General features: G+C 41.8%; 18 protein-coding genes and 1 riboswitch. Of the genes, 4 read left to right on the top strand and 14 right to left on the bottom strand.

The window, feature by feature from the left end; translation table 11 throughout:
* Positions 1 to 125: 125 nt before the first annotated feature.
* The 4 genes from dapB to LKD41_RS14500 form a co-directional block, all read right to left on the bottom strand.
* Complete coding sequence (gene dapB, locus LKD41_RS14515; protein WP_022242681.1) at positions 126 to 887, bottom strand: 4-hydroxy-tetrahydrodipicolinate reductase; 762 nt, start codon at positions 885 to 887, stop codon at positions 126 to 128.
* Positions 888 to 906: 19 nt separating this feature from the next.
* Complete coding sequence (gene dapA, locus LKD41_RS14510; protein WP_227701570.1) at positions 907 to 1,797, bottom strand: 4-hydroxy-tetrahydrodipicolinate synthase; 891 nt, start codon at positions 1,795 to 1,797, stop codon at positions 907 to 909.
* 130 nt (positions 1,798 to 1,927) lie between these two features.
* Positions 1,928 to 2,106, bottom strand: a riboswitch (Lysine riboswitch).
* A gap of 78 nt (positions 2,107 to 2,184) precedes the next feature.
* The gene (locus LKD41_RS14505; protein ID WP_022242679.1) at positions 2,185 to 2,670 is read right to left on the bottom strand and encodes a cob(I)yrinic acid a,c-diamide adenosyltransferase; all 486 of its coding nucleotides are present in this window, start codon (positions 2,668 to 2,670) and stop codon (positions 2,185 to 2,187) included.
* Positions 2,671 to 2,797: 127 nt separating this feature from the next.
* Positions 2,798 to 3,424, bottom strand: a complete 627-nt coding sequence (locus LKD41_RS14500) for a single-stranded DNA-binding protein (RefSeq protein WP_022242678.1) — start codon at positions 3,422 to 3,424, stop codon at positions 2,798 to 2,800.
* A gap of 388 nt (positions 3,425 to 3,812) precedes the next feature.
* Between LKD41_RS14500 and typA the strand changes: the two genes are divergently transcribed.
* Entirely contained in the window at positions 3,813 to 5,642 is a 1,830-nt protein-coding gene (gene typA / locus LKD41_RS14495; protein ID WP_022242677.1) for a translational GTPase TypA, read from the top strand.
* A 110-nt stretch (positions 5,643 to 5,752) separates the two neighbouring features.
* Here the strand turns inward: typA and LKD41_RS14490 are convergent, their stop codons facing one another.
* Positions 5,753 to 6,658, bottom strand: a complete 906-nt coding sequence (locus tag LKD41_RS14490) for an RsiV family protein (protein WP_227701569.1) — start codon at positions 6,656 to 6,658, stop codon at positions 5,753 to 5,755.
* A complete protein-coding gene (locus tag LKD41_RS14485; protein ID WP_117698937.1) occupies positions 6,655 to 7,140 on the bottom strand; it encodes a sigma-70 family RNA polymerase sigma factor in 486 nt (161 codons plus the stop codon). The genes LKD41_RS14490 and LKD41_RS14485 overlap by 4 nt, the downstream gene beginning before the upstream one ends.
* Positions 7,141 to 7,400: 260 nt before the next feature.
* On the opposite strand from LKD41_RS14485, the gene asnB reads away from it, so the two are divergent.
* The gene (gene asnB / locus LKD41_RS14480; protein WP_227701568.1) at positions 7,401 to 9,254 is read left to right on the top strand and encodes an asparagine synthase (glutamine-hydrolyzing); all 1,854 of its coding nucleotides are present in this window, start codon (positions 7,401 to 7,403) and stop codon (positions 9,252 to 9,254) included.
* Here asnB and LKD41_RS14475 read toward each other — a convergent pair.
* From LKD41_RS14475 to LKD41_RS14460, 4 genes are all read right to left on the bottom strand, one after another.
* Positions 9,245 to 9,847, bottom strand: coding sequence for a dipicolinate synthase subunit B (locus tag LKD41_RS14475; protein ID WP_227701567.1), 603 nt, complete (start codon positions 9,845 to 9,847; stop codon positions 9,245 to 9,247). The two genes, asnB and LKD41_RS14475, sit on opposite strands and share 10 nt — an antisense overlap.
* Positions 9,834 to 10,637 carry a dipicolinate synthase subunit DpsA gene (locus LKD41_RS14470; RefSeq protein ID WP_227701566.1) on the bottom strand — a complete coding sequence of 268 codons (804 nt, stop codon included), beginning with the start codon at positions 10,635 to 10,637 and terminating at the stop codon, positions 9,834 to 9,836. The genes LKD41_RS14475 and LKD41_RS14470 overlap by 14 nt, the downstream gene beginning before the upstream one ends.
* 138 nt (positions 10,638 to 10,775) lie before the next feature.
* On the bottom strand, positions 10,776 to 11,615 hold the full coding sequence (locus LKD41_RS14465) for a DegV family protein (protein ID WP_022242671.1): 840 nt from the start codon (positions 11,613 to 11,615) through the stop codon (positions 10,776 to 10,778).
* A gap of 175 nt (positions 11,616 to 11,790) precedes the next feature.
* Entirely contained in the window at positions 11,791 to 12,936 is a 1,146-nt protein-coding gene (locus tag LKD41_RS14460; RefSeq protein WP_227701565.1) for a transglutaminase domain-containing protein, read from the bottom strand.
* A gap of 101 nt (positions 12,937 to 13,037) precedes the next feature.
* Here LKD41_RS14460 and LKD41_RS14455 point away from each other — a divergent pair, with 101 nt between their 5' ends.
* Positions 13,038 to 13,544, top strand: a complete 507-nt coding sequence (locus LKD41_RS14455) for a DUF5721 family protein (protein ID WP_227701564.1) — start codon at positions 13,038 to 13,040, stop codon at positions 13,542 to 13,544.
* A 77-nt stretch (positions 13,545 to 13,621) separates the two neighbouring features.
* The gene (locus tag LKD41_RS14450; protein ID WP_022242668.1) at positions 13,622 to 13,822 is read left to right on the top strand and encodes a cold-shock protein; all 201 of its coding nucleotides are present in this window, start codon (positions 13,622 to 13,624) and stop codon (positions 13,820 to 13,822) included.
* 159 nt (positions 13,823 to 13,981) lie between these two features.
* On the opposite strand, the gene LKD41_RS14445 is transcribed toward LKD41_RS14450, so the two are convergent.
* The 4 genes from LKD41_RS14445 to clpX all read right to left on the bottom strand — a co-directional run bounded on the left by LKD41_RS14445 (position 13,982) and on the right by clpX (position 18,693).
* Positions 13,982 to 14,428 carry a signal peptidase II gene (locus tag LKD41_RS14445; RefSeq protein ID WP_227701563.1) on the bottom strand — a complete coding sequence of 149 codons (447 nt, stop codon included), beginning with the start codon at positions 14,426 to 14,428 and terminating at the stop codon, positions 13,982 to 13,984.
* A 72-nt stretch (positions 14,429 to 14,500) separates the two neighbouring features.
* The gene (locus LKD41_RS14440) at positions 14,501 to 15,460 is read right to left on the bottom strand and encodes an L-lactate dehydrogenase (protein ID WP_227701562.1); all 960 of its coding nucleotides are present in this window, start codon (positions 15,458 to 15,460) and stop codon (positions 14,501 to 14,503) included.
* A gap of 72 nt (positions 15,461 to 15,532) precedes the next feature.
* The gene (locus LKD41_RS14435; RefSeq protein ID WP_227701561.1) at positions 15,533 to 17,221 is read right to left on the bottom strand and encodes a S8 family peptidase; all 1,689 of its coding nucleotides are present in this window, start codon (positions 17,219 to 17,221) and stop codon (positions 15,533 to 15,535) included.
* 29 nt (positions 17,222 to 17,250) lie between these two features.
* The gene (gene clpX / locus LKD41_RS14430) at positions 17,251 to 18,693 is read right to left on the bottom strand and encodes an ATP-dependent Clp protease ATP-binding subunit ClpX (RefSeq protein WP_227701560.1); all 1,443 of its coding nucleotides are present in this window, start codon (positions 18,691 to 18,693) and stop codon (positions 17,251 to 17,253) included.
* Positions 18,694 to 18,889: the final 196 nt, after the last annotated feature.

Here is an 18,889-nt window from a genome sequence, read left to right as displayed (position 1 = left end):
GCCTGTACAATACAGGATAGCATCCATGTGTTCAGCCTAGTTCATAAATATGTGTCCAGGATTCTGGGTACATATCAATATGATACCGGGGATTTCTTATTTTGTAATTATATGCGTGCCCAACTCTACTCTGCACGGATTACATCATGCATATCATACATTCCGGCAGGTTTTCCCTTTAAGAACTTTGCTGCTTCTACAGCTCCTTTCCCAAAGATTGCCTTAGAATATGCCGTATGCTTAAATTCAATCACTTCATCAGTTCCTGCGAAGATTACTTCATGTTCACCAACAATGCTTCCTCCACGGACTGCCTGAATACCGATTTCTTTTGCATCTCTCTTCTTCCGCTCACTGCTCCGGTCTAATTTATAGGAATAGGTATTGTCCATAGCTTCGTTCATGGCATCTGCTAATGCAAGAGCAGTTCCACTCGGCGCATCCAGCTTCTGGTTATGATGTTTCTCTACGATTTCCACATCAAAGCCGGCAGGTGCAAGCTTCTTTATAGCAGTCTGCAATAAATCCATTAAGGTATTGATTCCAAGTGACATATTGGCAGATTTTAAAATTGCAGTCTCTTTGCTGGTCTCAGTAACTTTCGCCAGCTGGTCTTCGGATAAACCGGTGGTGCAAAGTACCAGCGGAAGCTTCTTTTCGCCACAGTAATTTAACAGTTCATCTACTGCCTTCGCATTTGAAAAATCAATCACAACATCTGCTGCAATCTGGCATTCCCGGATGGTCTTATATACCGGATAATCATTTTTCTTTTCATCATAGGTATCAATTCCGGCTACAATTTTCACATCTTCGTCCTGCGCAATCAGGCCGGTTATTACCTGACCCATTTTTCCATTACAGCCATGCATGATTACTTTTGTCATCTCTATCATCTCCAGTTTCTTATACTAATTTTAATCCATATGTACGCATTGCCTGAATCAGTCTCTCCTTATTGGCTGGCTCCATCTCGCAAAGCGGGGAACGAAGCGGTCCGACGTTCTTGCCCATAAGATTTAATGCTTCTTTTACCGGAATCGGGTTTACTTCACAGAATAATGCATCAATCAATGGAAGGGCTTCTCTCTGTAACTGATTTGCTGTTGCAAGGTCGCCTTTGAAGAAGCTTTCACACATATTATGCACTTTTGCCGGAGCAAGGTTTGCCCATACGGAAATTACTCCGATTCCGCCAATGGACATAAGTGGTACAACCAGTCCGTCTTCTCCGGAATATAAATCAAGCTTTCCATCGGTTAAGTACATGGTCTTAGATGCCTGTGCAAGGTTACCGGTTGCTTCTTTTAATCCAACAATATTTTCCTGGGTGCGGAATAATTCTGCAACTGTCTCCGGCAGAAGGTTACATCCGGTTCTTCCCGGTACATTATACATAATAATCGGAAGTCTTGTTTCCTGTGCAATCTTAGAATAATGTCCGATTAAACCTTTCTGTGTTGCCTTATTATAATATGGAGTTACGATAAGTGCTCCGTCTGCTCCTGCTTCTTCTGCTTCTTGGGTCAACTGGATTGCTGTCTCCGTTGAGTTAGAACCGGTTCCTGCTACTACCGGAACTCTGTGTTTTGCAAATTCTACTGCTGCACAGATTACTTTGTGATGTTCTTCCATGGATAAGGTAGAACTCTCTCCTGTTGTTCCTGCAATTACGATACAGTCTGTACCTTCAGAAATCTGTTCTTCGATTAATTCCTCTAATTTGTCATAGTTAACTTCTTCATTTGCCTTCATTGGGGTTACAATTGCAACTCCGGAACCTTTGTAAATAGACATGTTCTTTTTCCTCCACTTTATAAGTATCTTATTTATTGTATGAAGATATCGTTTGTTTTGCTTTTATTACCAGCATAAAAAAACCGGCTCACAGGGAGCCGGTTGATATTCCACTTAAATTATTATGGATCATACCGATAGCGCCCCATCTTATTACAAGATGACAGTCATGAACTTCTTCAATCCATGCCCAAGATTATTCTTTGCAGGAAAAATAACCTTTCGGCGTGTTCCCCTTTCCTTATGTCTTCTTCTATGTCTGCCATATCCGACCAAGTACTCTTGTCTCACGCAACCTCTACCTTCATATATTAAATTTCTTACCTCAATATAGCACCGCTGCTACTATCTGTCAACGTCCTATGCAGACATTTTACATTTTCTTTCTTATTTTTCCGCAGTAATCTTATAAATCTCATCTGCATAGCTGCGAATGGATTCTTCTAATACCCTTCCGGTCATAATAACCTCTGTTTCATCCATCTTTGCTTTTAAAACAGCTTCTAATTCTTCCGACGAAATTACTCCGGCATCAATAAGACCCAGAACTTCATCCAGAATCAGTACATTGCATTCACCGGTAACCAGCACTTTCTTGGCAAAATTCAGTCCGTTTTTCATATTGAGTTTCTCTTCTGCCTGTCTTTCTTCCGGCAGTTCATCATAATTCTCTTCTGATTTTTCAAAACGGAATACCTTGATTTCCGGCTCTAACTGCTTCATATAAGCAATCTGATCATCTGTTTTTCCTTTTAAAAACTGGATAATAATTACACTCTTATTCTCTCCGGCTGCCCGCAACGCATTGCCCAGTGCAGCATTGGTCTTTCCACGACCTGCACCATAATAAATCTGTACGGAACCCTTTTCCATGACAAACCTCCATGCCAATTCTTACAGGGACTCTTTATCCCAGATTTACTTACGATACCACAATTTCCAATAAAAAGCAATGTCTGTATGTTTCATGTTTTCTCAACTATTCTTTATTTCTACTATTTTATTCCATATATTCAATTTTGCTCACGGATACTTCATAGGCGGTACGCTTCTCTACCTCATCCTCATTTAAGCGTTTGACATACTCCCTGCTCTGGATTCTGCCCCAGATCTGCACATGCACACCCACCTCAAATCTTGCGGCAAATCTTGCATTTCTTCCCCAGCAGATGCATGGGATATAATCAGATTTTCCATAGGAACGGTTTACCGCCACCAACAGGTCTGCAATTTCTCTTCCAAGAGGAGTCTTACGGTAAATCGGGTCTTTACAGATATAGCCATCAAGAAGAATCTGGTTGCTCTTCATCTCCTCTGTCTCTTCTTCAATAAACTCAATCTCCCGGACGAATACGGAGAGAACCAGCCGGTTCTTAAGTTCCTCATGTCTGTTATAGGAACGGAACTGTCCGGTCACATATACCTTCTGTCCTATGTAACTCTGCGAAGTGTCAATCAGACGCTCTGAAATCATCAATGGAATGTAGTCGGAAAAATTACTTAATCTGCTGACCGCTACCTCTACCATATAAAAGCCTTCCCCATACACTTCATGACTGTATTGGAAATCGGAAATAATCTCCCCTACAATGGATACCTGGTTGTTTTCTAAAATCTTATCTGCCATGAATCTTTCTCCTTTATTTAGTGTGTTTTCGAACGTTTTTACAGTACCATTCCAATGAGATGAAACTCATCAAAATCTGTCGATAACATTTTGGATATATTATGCATAAAGCCACTTTTCCATGCATATGCGCTGTGTCCTTGAACAAAGAATGTGCCTTGGCACATTCTCGCGCCTGCGGCGGTCGCTTGCGACATCTACCTTATACGCCGCAGTGTGCATCCTCGCGGAGCGTTTTTTTCTTTACAGGAAAGCAATTTCCTGTAAAGAAAGAAATACTTGCGTATTTTTCAATATGTGATAGAATAAAAACGCCGGTCATTTATAGACAGGCATTATATATAAGAAGAAACTGAATTTTATGCACTGATAGAAGGAAGGATTTTATATGAAAACAACAAGAGACGATATTAGAAACATAGCTATCATCGCCCACGTTGACCACGGTAAAACTACTCTGGTCGATGAGCTGTTGAAACAGAGTGGTGTATTCCGTGCCAATCAGGAAGTCCAGGAACGTGTCATGGATTCCAATGATATTGAGCGTGAACGTGGTATTACCATTCTTTCTAAGAATACTGCTGTATTCTACAAAGATGTAAAAATCAATATCATTGATACTCCTGGCCATGCCGACTTCGGTGGCGAGGTTGAGCGAGTTCTGAAAATGGTAAACGGTGTTATTCTTGTGGTAGATGCATTTGAAGGTGCTATGCCACAGACCAAATTCGTTCTTATGAAAGCACTGGAACTGAATCTGCCGGTTATTGTATGTATCAATAAAATTGACCGTCCAGAAGCAAGACCGGAAGAAGTTATTGATGAAGTATTAGAGCTTTTCATGGATTTAGACGCTTCTGACGAACAGTTAGACTGCCCATTCATCTTCGCTTCTGCAAGAGATGGATACGCCATAAGAAATTTAAATGATGAGCGCAAGGATATGACTCCTTTATTCGAAACCATTATCGACTACATTCCGGCACCTACCGGTGACCCGGATGCAAACACCCAGGTTCTTATCAGTACCATTGATTATAATGAATACGTTGGACGAATCGGTGTTGGTAAAGTAGACAACGGTGTCTTAAAGGTAAATCAGGATGCTATCGTAGTAAACCACCACGAGCCTGACAAACAGAAAAAAGTCAAAATCAGCAAATTATACGAATTTGATGGTCTGAATAAAGTAGAAGTAAAGGAAGCGAAAATCGGTTCTATCGTTGCTATTTCCGGTATTGCAGACATCCATATCGGTGATACCATCTGTGCAACAGACAACCCGGTTGCCATTCCTTTCCAGAAGATTTCTGAGCCTACTCTTTCCATGAATTTCATGGTCAACGACAGCCCGCTTGCAGGACAGGAAGGTAAATTCATTACTTCCCGTCACTTAAGAGACAGACTGTTCCGTGAGTTAAATACCGACGTCAGCCTTCGTGTAGAAGAAACCGACAGTGCAGACTGCTTCAAGGTTTCCGGACGTGGTGAGTTACATCTTTCCGTATTAATCGAAAATATGCGTCGTGAAGGTTATGAATTTGCAGTCAGCAAGGCTGAAGTTCTTTACCACACTGATGAAAACGGCAAGAAATTAGAGCCTATGGAATTAGCTTATGTTGACGTTCCGGATGAATTCACCGGTACTGTTATTGATAAATTAAGCCAGCGTAAAGGTGAGATGGTTGATATGCGTCCAATCAGCGGCGGCTATACCCGTATGGAATTTAACATTCCATCCCGTGGTCTTATCGGTTACCGTGGAGACTTCTTAACCGACACCAAAGGAAATGGTATCATCAATACCATTTTCAATGGCTATGCTCCATACAAGGGAGATATTGCTTATCGTAAACTTGGTTCCCTGATTGCTTTCGAATCCGGCGAATCCGTAACTTACGGTCTGTTCTCCGCTCAGGAGCGTGGTACTCTCTTCATCGGAGCCGGTGTAAAGGTTTACTCCGGTATGGTGATCGGTTCTTCCTCTAAACCGGAAGACATTGAATTAAACGTATGTAAGAAGAAACACTTAACCAATACACGTTCTTCTTCCGCAGACGAAGCGCTGACCCTTGTTCCACCAAAGATACTTTCCTTAGAGCAGGCATTAGACTTTATCGATGTTGACGAGCTCTTAGAGGTTACTCCAGAATCCTTACGTATCCGTAAACGTATTCTTGACCCGACCTTAAGAAAGAGAGCTAACTTCAAGAAATAAAAGTATCTCATGATATAGCATAAGAACTCCCCCGGATATTGAAATTTCTTCCAATATCCGGGGGAGTTTTCGATTACTATAAATGCCTAGTACGCACCATCTTTGTCATATTATTGCAGATATCCGTCCTTTATAATATCAGAAACCACACTGGTCGGAATCGTAAATTCTACAATTCCCATATAACCCGGTGCTACTTCATATTTATCAAAAACAATGGTCAACTCTCCTTCTTTGTTGACATAGAAATTTACATCATTCTTAATTCCATCAAAGCTGTAGCCATCTACATCCTTGTCTAAGAAGTATTGCAGGTTACTGTCTTTTTCCATATTTTCCTTCATCTGCTTTTCTATTTCCTCTGAAATCCGGTCCAGATAATCGGAATCCTTCTGAAATAAATCATTTAATGTAATGGTATTTCCGGTTTTCTTATCTATATTATAGATTTTCGTATACTGGTTCGATCCTGCCATTACAATGGAAGTATCAATTCTTAAAGCAAACAGCCGGTCGTTATCTGTCACTACCTGATAAGACGAATTCACTGCCTCATTACCATTCTCACCATCTTCAATGGAAGCTACATCAGACTGATAAGACTTAATAATACCACCGGCATACTTTTTCACTTCCTGATTCAGCTCGTCCGTCTCATCCGATAATACTTTCCCATCCTGATTTGTCACTGCCACCTGGGGAATGTCTACATTTGCTTCCATATTCTTATCATCCTGTACATCAGAATATGTAGAAAAGTTCACTACTTTTACAATTGTGCCAAGTAATGGAACCTCTTCCATGGCATGGGCTATTGTCGGGCTTACATTTACCGAAATCACCAGTGCAACCATAGCTGCCGCTACCGTTGCTGCTCCTTTTAAAAAGCGGATACTGCCTTTCTGGGTCTCCCTCTTTCCTTTTCTGATTCCGGCTTCCACCTGCGTTTTCAATGCTTCCGGGACTTCTATCTGCTCATATTCCTGCTTCATCCTGTCTATTTTCTCATGGTTCATGCTATTTCCTCCCTGGACATCTTTATCTTTAATTTCTTTAAGCTGCGATACAGGATTGATTTTACGGTGTTTGGATTTTCTTTCAGAAGATCTGCAATATCATCTATTTTCCATTCTTCAAAATATTTTAATATCACAATAGTTCTTTCCCGTTCTTCTAATTCTTCCAACGCTGCCAGCATATCCCAGTCTTTGTATACATCTTCTTTTGCTTCTTCCGGGATAAATACTCCACTTACGATACGCTTCTGTTTCTTGCACATATCCAGTGACGTATTTATAACAATCCGCCAGAGCCAGGTCTTAATATAGGTTTCTTCCTTCACCTGACCGGCATTCTTCATTGCCTTATATGCACTTTCCTGCACTACATCCATTGCGTCCTGTTCGTTCTTTACATAGGTAATTGCCAGCCGGTAAAGCTGCTCATAGGATGCAAGAATTTCCTGCTCCACCGCTTTTGCGATTCCTCTTTTCTTCATTCCTGTTTCCTCTTCTCTTTCCGAAAACCTGCATATGCAAAGAAAGCCTTTCAACCTTTGCTTTCTGTAAATTAGACGTTCCAGCCGGAAAAATAGTTTCATCTTTTTTATTATAACCCACACAACTTACTGCCGACAACTCCTTACCTGTGCTTTGCACCCAGAAAATGCTTCCTCTCTTTCATAAATCTCTCTTCTTTTTTGTACTTTTTATTTAGGGAAATGCATAGATTACTACAAAAAATGAATTGAGAATTGCTATGTGCGGTATTTCCGGTTTTTGTAATTTACATACTGATTTTTTAGAAAGGGAGCCTTATTATCGTAACATTCTATCTGATATGAGTGACGCACTTTATCACCGCGGGCCGGACTCCCATGGTATTTATTTAACCTCTCATACAGGGTTTTCCCACACCCGGCTTACCATTATTGATCCTCATGGTGGACTTCAGCCTATGACCAGACATTATTGTGACGCAGACTTCACCATCGTCTATAATGGAGAACTTTATAATACGAAAGAACTCCGTGAGGAACTGGTTTCCCATGGCATGACCTTTCGTACTCATTCCGATACAGAAGTCATTTTAAATGGATTTCTTTTTGAAGGACCGTCCTTTGTCCGGAAAATGAATGGTATTTTCTCTTTTGCCATTTATGATGAGGCTCATCAGCTTCTCTATCTCTTCCGGGATGCCTTTGGTGTAAAGCCGCTCTTTTACCGGCTTTTTCATGATACACTTATCTTTTCTTCCGAGCCGAAAGGAATTTTCTGTTATCCCGGCTGCATCCCTTCGGTAAATAAAACAGGACTCTGCGAAATCTTTGGTCTTGGTCCTGCCAGGAACCCCGGCAACGCAGTTTATGAGCATATGGCAGAATGTCTGCCGGGACATTACCTCACTTTCAGTGCTTCCGGACTGAAAGATTACTGTTACTTCCGATTAGAAAGCCATCCACATACAGACAGCTATGAAGAAACCGTTGTCCACACAAAAGAGCTGCTGTTACAGTCCATCCGCCGGCAGATGGTTTCCGATGTTCCAATCTGCACCTTTCTTTCCGGCGGGTTGGATTCCAGTCTTGTCTCTTCGGTCTGTGCGGAAGAATTAAGAAAAGAAGGGCAGACTCTTTCTACCTATTCCTTTGACTTTACAGATAATTCCCGTTACTTTAAGGCAAATGATTTTCAGCCCTCCGAAGACCGTCCCTTTGTGGATATTATGAAAAACTATCTTAAGAGTGAGCATCAATATCTGACCTGTGACAACCGCTCCCAGGCTGACTTACTCTTTGCTTCCATGAAAGCCCATGACCTTCCATGTATGGCTGACGTTGACTCATCCCTGCTCTTCTTCTGCCGGGAAGTCAGTAAGCAGCATAAGGTAGTCCTGACCGGAGAATGTGCCGATGAAGTTTTCGGCGGCTATCCGTGGTTTCACCGGAAGAATTTTCTTTCCTGCAACACGTTTCCATGGACACCGGATTTGTCTTTCCGCAAGTCCTTCTTAAAAGACGAAATTGCAGATGCACTGTCCTTAGATTCCTATGTGCAAAGTTCTTATGAAAATGCCATTGCAGAGGTCGATATTCTGCCATCGGACAATGATACGGAATGCAGCCGCCGGCGTATTTCCTATCTTAACATCCGCTACTTTATGCAGACTCTGCTAAACCGCATGGACCGCACCAGTATGTTCTCCGGTCTGGAAGCCCGCGTTCCTTTTGCAGATAAAAACCTGGTTTCTTATGTCTTTAATGTGCCATGGGAAATGAAAGCCAAAGATGGTCTTGTGAAAAACCTTTTGCGGCAGTGTGCGAAAGACTATCTTCCGGACACCATTACTTTCCGCAAGAAAAGTCCTTATCCTAAGACCTACCATCCTTACTATGAACAGCTCCTGCGTCAGCGTCTGAGTGCACTGCTGACCACCGGGGAAAGTCCCCTTCTTGCACTGATTGATAAAGAAAAGACTATGCAATTCTTAAATCAGGAAGGAGACTATGGCAAACCATGGTATGGCCAGCTTATGGCAGGTCCTCAGATGATTGCTTATCTCCTGCAGATTCATTACTGGCTCAGTGAATATAAGATTGACCTTCATTTATAATCTACCGGCATTGGAGACAGCACCACCGGCTGCAGCTGTTTTTCTTTCATGGCTGCAGCAATAGTCTCCTCTAACCGGCTAAAATCCGCCACCAGAGAATGAGGTTTCTTCTGATAATCATCCTGCCGGAAAGGTACAAAATAGATATGCTTCATATTCATCAGCAGTCCGATATTTCTAAGATTCATGGACAAAGCATCATTGGTAGAAATTGCCAGCACCAACGGCTTTTCATTTCTAAGATGCGCTTTAGCTGCCATAAGCACTGCGGTATCTACAATGCCCTGCTGCAGCTTTGCCATGGTATTTCCGGTACATGGTGCAATTGCCATCACATCAAAAAGTCCTGACGGACCGATGGTTTCTGCCTGCACGATACTTTGAATTCCCCTTTCTCCTGTAATCTCCTGCATTCTGTTTTGAAATACTTCCGCTGTCATAAATCTGGTATCCAAAGTTCCTGCATGTCTGGAGTATACCGGAATAACTTTTATTCCTTTTTGCACCAGTGCTTCTGTCGTCCGGAGTATCTTCCCAAAAGTACAGAAAGAGCCGGTAATTCCAAGTCCTAATGTAAGCTTATACTCTTCCATAATCTGCTGCTCCTCTTTCTATCATCCGGGCAAGAATGATTCCTGCACTTTCTGTCAGTATTCTTCCAGGAACGGCAGTAAGATGTTCCACATGAATACCTTTTTCTTCTAACTCCTCTGCCGGAAGTCCGCCACCGGTTGTAATATCCCATAGATATGTTTTCTCATCGCACCATTTTAAGACTGTGTCTATTGAACATGGTTTATCTGCCATATAAAAAATCCACTCAAAGTTCTGCTTCTCTGCATTCTCCTGCCACAAACCACACCCCATTTCCATTGCCACCCGCTGGCAATCTTCCTTTATATCATAAACAGTTACTTCCGCTTCCAAAGATAAAAGCAGCTTTGCCATGGCTCTTCCACAATAACCAAAACCTGCCACCAGACAGTTTCTTCCTTTCACGCAGCACCTGCTCTTTGTCATTGCTTCTACAAGGCAGCCTTCTGCTGTAAGTCCGGCATTCTCATTTCTAAAGACTTCATCTTCCATATAATCAACCAGCCGTATCCGCCGCCCTGATGGTCTTCGTGTCAGAACCTCCGGGAAACAACCTCCATAAATAACACTTCTCTCCGCTGCATAGGATAATACCATTCCTATTTTTACCCTGCTTCCTCTGATTCTGCCATCCTCCTCCAATGCCCGCAACGGTAATACAATAATCTGACACTGCATCAGTCGCCGGATATTCTGCTCCGTTATTTCTATGATTCCAATTCCCGATTCCGTCAGACAACGTTTCAATGCCGGTGTTCTTTCATCTGCTCCAATGATTGCGATTTGCATTTCATCCCTCCTTGCCTTGCAATCGTCTGTTATTACTATATGCGGATGCTCCATTTTGTTACCGACAGCAAAAGAAAACAGAACCGGTTTGCACCGATTCTGTTTTCCTTTATCTGTTTTCTATTTATCTGCTATTTTTTAAACTGCTACAATAACACCGCCATTATTGGCATACATGGTGCTGACTCCTGCAGTATCTACAATTCTGATATCTTTAAATTTTGCCAGCTTTTCCAATTTTTCTTTTACCTGTTTTGCACGTTCCGGACAATTGCAATGTGCGATGGATAAAATCTTCTTTTCACACTCTTTCGTTCTCTTTACAATTTCATTAACCATATAGTCCAATGCCTTTGTCATTCCTCTTGCCTGTCCCAGCTGACAGATTGTACCCTCGGGCGTGGCCCCCATTACCGGCTTGATATTTAATGCCCCGGCAACCCAGGCTTTCAGGTTACTGAGTCTGCCGTTTTTACGCAGAGTCTCTAAAGTCTCTAATACAAAGAAGGTCTGCTGGTCTTTAATATATTTTTCTGTCTCAGCAACCACTTCTTCAAAGCTCTTTCCGGCTTCCTCTGATTCCTGTATCTTTTCTGCAATCAGAGTCTCTCCAATGGATGCGGAACAGGAATCAAATACATGAATCTGTTTTGCCATATGTTCTTCTAAATAAAGCTTCTTTGCCAGCTCTGCACTGTTATAAGAACCGCTTAATTTACCGGAAAGTGTTACTACATATACATGCTCTGCTTCTCCTAAATATGCTTCCACATATCTCTGTGGAGATGGGCAGGATGACTTCGGGCTATGCCTGCTTTCCTTTACCCTGCGAATAAACTCCAGTTGATCAAAGGATTCATCATCCACCACATGGTATCCATCTACCTCAAGCTCTAACGGAACAGACTGGAATCTTCCATCTGCTTTCATATCATCAAATAACTCTCCACAGCTGTCTACTATGATTTTGTAGCTCATTTTCTATCCTCCTGATTGCGTGGTCATCTCTCTTATAGTATGTACGCAATGTTTAAAATTATATATTATGTTTTCCTTTGTAATAACAAGTAGTTTTCATTACTACGTCATATTATCATAAATATTACGTTTTGAAAAGAGGATATTTAAATTTTTATAATATTTCACAAATATTTTATTTTTTCAGGAAAGTAAGTACCCGCATTGTCTCATTTTTCATATAAAATAAGGAACTATCCCCGGTATAATAATCCCCGATATGCCCTTCTTCAATGAAAAACTGCTGTGCCTGCCCATAAACTGCCTCATCCTCAAACTTCATCTGTACAGGGTGGCTGTCAAGCTCTGTAAATAATGCTCCGATATCTTCCGGATACCAGTCCTTAAAATAACAATTTTCCTGCACAAAATAACTGTCATCCAGGCAATTGCATTCCGGCAAAGAAAAATTCACATTGGGACTGTGGGTCTGAAATAACTCTTCTGTAGTTGCAGTAAAAAAGCAATAATCTACCACTTCAGCTACATCTCCGAAGTCATCCGGACTGTTGGAAGTTGGATTACCCCAGGTAGTATCCATATAATAATAGGCTCCATCCAGTTCGATGAGATTCCATGCATGTGGTTCTCCATTGGCAGTTCCTGTCACTATCGTACATGGAATACCTAATAAATCCATCAGATATTTTGTGGCACAGGCATAGCCCTGGCACACCGTTCTTCCCTCTAGAAATACACTGATGATATTCTGATTATTCTCTGCATTAAGGTCATAATTTACCGTACGCACCAGCGTATCAAATATAAACCGCGCTTTCTGGTAATCACTGTCCTCGGATGAAATGCCGCCAAGCAGTACGTCGACCTTTTCATCAATTGCCGCCTGTGTCTCCTGTCTTGCAGCTTCATCCATTGTATACTTCGGAGCAAACTTAAGCCCGGTCAATACACCCGCACGGGAATATTCCGTATAGGAATAGCCATCTACCCAGAAGAGTCCGCCATAGTCTGCCATAATTGCTTCATACATTTTTGCCAGTACGTCTTTATCTAATGTAGCAACTGCCACCTCTTCCCGATGATTTAAAATAGCATCCAGCATCTCATCATAAACAAGCTGTTCTTCTTCCGTAAGCTGGCCATATACATATTTTTCCTCTGAAACCGACTCTACCGGAAGGAAGGTATTATCCGGTATCTGTCCATTGATATCTTCTACTACTTCATCTACCCATTCTTCAACGGATGACGTATTACAGCCGGTAAACAGAAATGCCATAAGTATTCCTGCAATACCGGTTAATAATCTTTGTTTTCTCATATCATTTCCTTTCGATCTACTTCTTTTCATAGACATTCTACAATACTTTCTCTGTTTTTTCTATCCGGTTTGTGTTACACTTTAAAAATGAGGAGGATACTATGATTGCAATACAACTTTTACAGGTAAAGGATTTTATGAATAAATTACTTCGCACGGATTTATTTGACCACTTCTTATTATCAGAAGCTACCATCCGTGGAAAAGGTTCCTATGAAATCGACGGACATCTTGTACCGGATTTCTACAGTCCGGAAGAACTGGATGAACTGGAACTAACCGGTTTAAGCTGCCTGCCTTTTGGCATGCTGCGTGAAAACTGCTTCGCCCTGATCAAGGGAAAACATACCCCCTCCTATTTCCGCTTTATCTTTCAGCTTTCTCCAAAGAATCTTAAAAATACTCTGGAAGTAAGTAAAAGTGGTCTGACTACCCAGGATTTGAATGGAGTTTTCTTAAACATCAAATTTCAGGATAGTATTCTTTCCTGTACCAATGGTGTATCTTACCGCAGTTTTACCTTAGACCACACCTTCGACCAGGAATGGGATCTGCTGATACGAAAATTTTTTGCCGGGCATGATATCCCCTATACTGATATCAACTAATTTTCTTTACTTTTAAAATAAATTATGCTATTCTAAGCATAGCCGTATGGCTAGATAATTTTTGTGGAGGTACTATAATGAACGGTACAGTTAAATGGTTTAATAACCAGAAAGGTTACGGATTCATCTCTGATGCAGAAGGTAATGATGTATTCGTACACTACTCAGGACTTAACATGGATGGTTACAAATCCTTAGAAGAAGGCGCAGCAGTAGAATTTGACGTAACAGAAGGCGCTAAAGGTCCTCAGGCAACTAACGTAACAGTAATTAAATAGTTGCAATAATCAAGGTTTTTCAATGTACCTTTCTCAGATATAGAATTTGATTTTTAATAATGATTTTTTATGTTGATTAAGATATAACGAACGAATTTGATTAAGAAAAATGGGATTGCTTCCTTCGGTATTATTACCGTTGGCTGCAATCCCGTTTTCTTACCTGTATGCAAACAACATAGAAACTGCTGCTCCGATAAAAATAAAGAAATCGGAAATATTAAATACAATTCTTGAAAAGCGTTTCCACGGTGTATCAAAGCGAATATAATCCACCACATGCTTCTTATGAATTCTGTCCCAGAGATTACTTAATCCGCCGCCAACCATCATACTCATACCGGTTTTCAGTCCTGCATTTCCTTTTCTTAATACAAATCCATATATGGTCATCAGTCCTGCCATGCATGCACTGTGTAACCCCAGCATAATTTTCGGTTTCTTCGCTAAAAGATTCAATGCGGCTCCATTGTTATAATATTTTTCAATTACAACCGGAAGCTTTGGAACTCTTCTTTCTTTTCCCAACGGCTCCTTCTTATCAATCCGCTGCTTGATTCCTTCATCCAGCCCGAAAATGGATACCACCAGTAATAAATATTTCATGGAAACTCCTCCTTCTTTTGTCCTGCCTGATTCCTTCTACCCTTTTCTTTCTCTCTTTCTATTCCGCCTGCTCTATAATTCTATGTCAGCAATCACATCCCGCAGTGCTTTTGCTGACGTATGAAGCCTTGCCCGCTCTTCTTCGTCTAATGACACCGGAAGAATCTGCTCCACGCCACCGGCATCCACCACTGCCGGCATGCTCAGCACGATATCGGAAATGCCATATTGCCCATGCATCAGACTGGACACCGGAAGCACCGAATGTTCATCCCGGACAATACATTCACAAATCCGCTTAATCGCCATTGCAATCCCATAATAGGTTGCCTGCTTACGCTCTATGATTTCATAAGCACTGTTCTTTACTTCTTCATATATACGCTTCGTATGACTTTCATATTCCTCATAGCCACGCAGCTTATAAATCTGTTCCAACGGAATACCGGATACGTTGGCAGAACTGAATACCGCCACCTCGCTGTCTCCGTGTTCTCCTACAATAAATGCATGCACACCACGATTGTCGATGCCAAGCTGTTTTCCCAGCATATTTTTTAACCGGGCCGTATCCAATACAGTTCCGGAACCGATTACCCGGTTTTCCGGAAAACCGGATAATTTCAATGCTGCCAGCGTCAGTATATCCACCGGATTCGATACGATGAGTAATATGCCACGACACCTTCTGTTAGCAATTTCCGGGATAATATTTTTGTAAATGGCTACATTTTTCTTTACCAGCTCAAGCCTTGTTTCTCCCGGTTTCTGGTTCGCTCCCGCCGTAATGATAATAATGTCGGCATCCACAATGTCATCATAACTGCCGGCATATATTTTCATCGGTGCAGCAAATGGCATTCCATGGCTGATATCCATGGCCTCTCCTTCCGCTCTTGCTTTATCCACATCAATTAAAACCAGTTCAGAAAAGAGCTTGCTCTGCATCAGTGTAAATGCAGTGGCAGAGCCGACAAACCCACATCCGATAATGGCTGCCTTTCGTAAATCAATTGCATGTTCCTGTTTCATCTTTACCCTCCTGCTTCGTGCTTTCTATATAGAATCCCACAGAAGCAGTTATTCTATGCAAACAAGAACCTCTTATGTCCGGCGCAATTGTTCGAAGGTCTGATAGAGATTTAATGTTCCATAGCCCCATTCCCGGTTCGGATAGACTCTGCTTTCTAGCCGCACCGCGCCGCGGATAAAATCATTTTTAATTTCTGCATTTGTAATATCAGTATTATAACCACGCTCTACTGCCCATTCCAGATACAGTGCTGCAGCTCCTGCAGTAATTGCCGCTGCAATGCTGGTACCACTTCTTGCCTCAAAACGGTTGCCCGGTGCCGGTCCAATTACATTGACACCCGGTGCTGCAAAATCCGGCTTTACCTGTCCTGATGCAGTGTATCCTCTGCTGGAATTCAGATAAATACTGCCATTTCCTGCATTGTATCCACCTGCTGTCATCGGTGCAGCTGCATTTCCCGGCATGGTAATCGTCGTATCCGGATTAGAGCGGATAAAGGAAATATCACCGGCAATCAGTCCGGTAATCGGAAGCCACATGTGATATCTTCCTTCTATACTGTAATTGCCATTTACCTCAATCGTCCAGATGCCTCTGGTGGGCCGGTCAAACCGGATATAAATAAGCTGATCTCCTGTGGCAGTGCCAACAATGCGGTAATCAATGGTAACCTGTGTATTTTCAAATACAAAACGGTATACCTCTCTGCCATCCTGCTGCACCCGGACACCTGCCGTCCGCTCTCCCGTTGGCGATATAATCTGCACCGAATAAAGCTCCGGAGCCTTTGCCCACATTTCAATATGGAAACCCTCCACTGGATCTTCCACATTTACTTCTACCACATCACTCTGCTGCCCGAATGCAACTTCTCCGTAATAATGATGTCTGGCAGTAGCTTCATTCCCTGCTGCTACCACAACTGCCGTATTACGCTTTAAGGAAACATAATTAAGATAATACGAAATCACACTGTTTCCACTGTGATCCCCGGAATTGCTTCCAAGCCCAAGATAAATCACCAGAGGGCGGCGATATCGTTCCGCCAGTCTGGTCAGATATGCCACCCCCGCCATAATATCATTTTCCTGATAAGCCTTTGCACCTTCCGGAATATAATAAAAACGCCTTAAATATTCCTTTGCCGGCTTCAGCTTTACCATGGCAATCTGTGCATAGGGTGCTACTCCGGCAAATTTCTCCGAAAGTTTTTCGCTTCCTGCCGCAAGACCTGCCATAAAGGTACCATGTCCTTCTTCATCCCGGTGAGGTACTACCCGAAGAGGTGCATCTGTTAACAATGCCATATCGATCTGTTCTTTTGTATATTCCGTTCCATAGAGGAATCCCTCTGGTGTATCTCCGCTTTGAATGCTCTGATCCCAGATTCTTAATATACGGCTGCTGCCATCGGAATTACGGAATACTTCATTCTGATAATCAATTCCGGTATCCACAAATCCAATCAGAACACCCTGCCCTCTCAAAGCAAGATTTGGCTGACTCTGTACCCTTATGATTCCACCTGCCTGCAATGCCTCTTCGTCTAATGTGGTAAAACATTTTGGAATTGCCGAATAGGTATACTGGTCAATATCCAGCTTCGGCAAGCCTGCACTCTGCAAATAGACTACATTAAAATCTTTATCAATATTCTGGATACAGTCTTCCGGAAGATATTCATTTTCAAGTCTCAGATAGGAAACCAGAAGGTCGTAATATTCTTCCGAGTATGGTGCGTCTTTACAATCTTCCATATAAGCTCCGGCACTTATTTTCTTTTATTTTATTCGTTTACCGGTAATGCTGCCACTCCACGCATAGTGATAAGCGGGCTGCCCTTTTTCTCAATATAATCTCTTGTAATCGTTACCTGGCCGATGTTTTCGTCCTTTGGAATCTCATACATGATATCTAACATAAATTCTTCAATAATGGAACGAAGTGCTCTGGCTCCGACCTTCTTCTCTTTTGCTTTCTCTGCAATTGCACGCAGTGCATCCTCTTCAAATACAAGATTCACTTCATCTAATGCCAGAAGCTTCTGATACTGCCTGATGATAGCATTTTTCGGCTCCTTTAAAATACGAACCAGCATATCAACGGTAAGCGATTCCAAGGTAAAGAGAATCGGAAGTCTTCCGATAAACTCCGGTATCATTCCAAACTTCTTTACATCTTCTACCGTTACTTTCTGTAACAGATTCTCATCATTATCATATTTATCCTTCAAATCTGCCTGGAAACCAATAGATGCCTGCTTATTAAGACGTTCTTTGATAATCTCTTCAATATCCGGGAAAGCTCCACCACAGATAAAAAGGATATTCTTAGTGTTAACGGTAACCATCGGAACCATGGCATTCTTGCTGCTGGCTCCCACCGGCACTTCCACTTCTGCTCCTTCAAGAAGCTTTAACATTCCCTGCTGTACGGATTCTCCGCTGACATCACGCTGGTTGGTATTCTTCTTCTTGGCGATTTTATCAATCTCATCAATGAAAATAATGCCATGCTCTGCCCGCTCTACATCATTATCTGCAGCTGCAAGCAATTTGCTGACAACACTTTCGATATCGTCTCCGATATAACCTGCCTCGGTTAAGGAAGTCGCATCTGTAATTGCCAGCGGCACATCCAGAAGTCTTGCCAGTGTCTTCACCAGATAAGTCTTACCACTTCCGGTCGGTCCAATCATTAACATATTGGATTTCTCGATTTCAATATCATCCATCGTATCGGTTGCCACACGTTTATAGTGATTATAAACTGCCACAGACATTACCTTCTTGGCATATTCCTGTCCAACTACATATTCATCCAGGCTTGCCTTAATCTTATGTGGTGCCGGAATCTTCTTAATATCTAATTTCGGAGCTTCTGCTTTCTCTTCTTTGGTTTTCTTTTTCTTAATCTTCTGACTCTGCGGCATAAAGCCCTGCAGATCAGAAAGATTAATCATACTGATATTGGGCATCTGACCATTTGGCATAAAATCACCCATTGGAAATCCTGAGTTATTCATGCTGTCGAAGGTTCTCTGCATACAGTCTTTGCAAATGCAGATATTATTCGGAATCTTTATCATCTGACCGGCAACGCTTTCCGGTCTGCGGCAGATGTAACAGATTTCTTCGTATTCATCCTTCTTCTCATCTGTGTTCTCTTTCGTTGCGTCTTCTACAGTATCTATATTTTCAAGTTCTCTCTTGTCTTTATTCTCTGCCATATCTGATTCTCCTATTCTCTCAAATCTGTTTTAAGATTCTAAAACATTGCTTTTATTATAATTCAAGCCGGTTTTAATCTCAACCTTCGCAGCCATAATTTTATAAAATCTTCATATATGACAAAACCTGATGTTTTTTACTATTTTTCGAAATTTGCAACCGTTATTTGACATTATTCCATATTAATGATAAACT

This window comes from Roseburia sp. CLA-AA-H209 (assembly GCF_020687575.1).
Lineage (GTDB): Bacteria > Bacillota > Clostridia > Lachnospirales > Lachnospiraceae > Roseburia_C > Roseburia_C amylophila.
Note: the sequence above shows the minus strand (reverse complement) of the source record. Positions and strands in the feature narration are given on the sequence as shown.

Bases quoted from the DNA above. Each gene is read 5' to 3' on its own strand.
- dapB (WP_022242681.1), bottom strand. From the start codon at position 887: ATGACAAAAGTAATCATGCATGGCTGTAATGGAAAAATGGGTCAGGTA.
- dapA (WP_227701570.1), bottom strand. From the start codon at position 1,797: ATGTCTATTTACAAAGGTTCCGGAGTTGCAATTGTAACCCCAATGAAG.
- LKD41_RS14505 (WP_022242679.1), bottom strand. From the start codon at position 2,670: ATGGAAAAGGGTTCCGTACAGATTTATTATGGTGCAGGTCGTGGAAAG.
- LKD41_RS14500 (WP_022242678.1), bottom strand. From the start codon at position 3,424: ATGGCAGATAAGATTTTAGAAAACAACCAGGTATCCATTGTAGGGGAG.
- typA (WP_022242677.1), top strand. From the start codon at position 3,813: ATGAAAACAACAAGAGACGATATTAGAAACATAGCTATCATCGCCCAC.
- LKD41_RS14490 (WP_227701569.1), bottom strand. From the start codon at position 6,658: ATGAACCATGAGAAAATAGACAGGATGAAGCAGGAATATGAGCAGATA.
- LKD41_RS14485 (WP_117698937.1), bottom strand. From the start codon at position 7,140: ATGAAGAAAAGAGGAATCGCAAAAGCGGTGGAGCAGGAAATTCTTGCA.
- asnB (WP_227701568.1), top strand. From the start codon at position 7,401: ATGTGCGGTATTTCCGGTTTTTGTAATTTACATACTGATTTTTTAGAA.
- LKD41_RS14475 (WP_227701567.1), bottom strand. From the start codon at position 9,847: ATGGAAGAGTATAAGCTTACATTAGGACTTGGAATTACCGGCTCTTTC.
- LKD41_RS14470 (WP_227701566.1), bottom strand. From the start codon at position 10,637: ATGCAAATCGCAATCATTGGAGCAGATGAAAGAACACCGGCATTGAAA.
- LKD41_RS14465 (WP_022242671.1), bottom strand. From the start codon at position 11,615: ATGAGCTACAAAATCATAGTAGACAGCTGTGGAGAGTTATTTGATGAT.
- LKD41_RS14460 (WP_227701565.1), bottom strand. From the start codon at position 12,936: ATGAGAAAACAAAGATTATTAACCGGTATTGCAGGAATACTTATGGCA.
- LKD41_RS14455 (WP_227701564.1), top strand. From the start codon at position 13,038: ATGATTGCAATACAACTTTTACAGGTAAAGGATTTTATGAATAAATTA.
- LKD41_RS14450 (WP_022242668.1), top strand. From the start codon at position 13,622: ATGAACGGTACAGTTAAATGGTTTAATAACCAGAAAGGTTACGGATTC.
- LKD41_RS14445 (WP_227701563.1), bottom strand. From the start codon at position 14,428: ATGAAATATTTATTACTGGTGGTATCCATTTTCGGGCTGGATGAAGGA.
- LKD41_RS14440 (WP_227701562.1), bottom strand. From the start codon at position 15,460: ATGAAACAGGAACATGCAATTGATTTACGAAAGGCAGCCATTATCGGA.
- LKD41_RS14435 (WP_227701561.1), bottom strand. From the start codon at position 17,221: ATGGAAGATTGTAAAGACGCACCATACTCGGAAGAATATTACGACCTT.
- clpX (WP_227701560.1), bottom strand. From the start codon at position 18,693: ATGGCAGAGAATAAAGACAAGAGAGAACTTGAAAATATAGATACTGTA.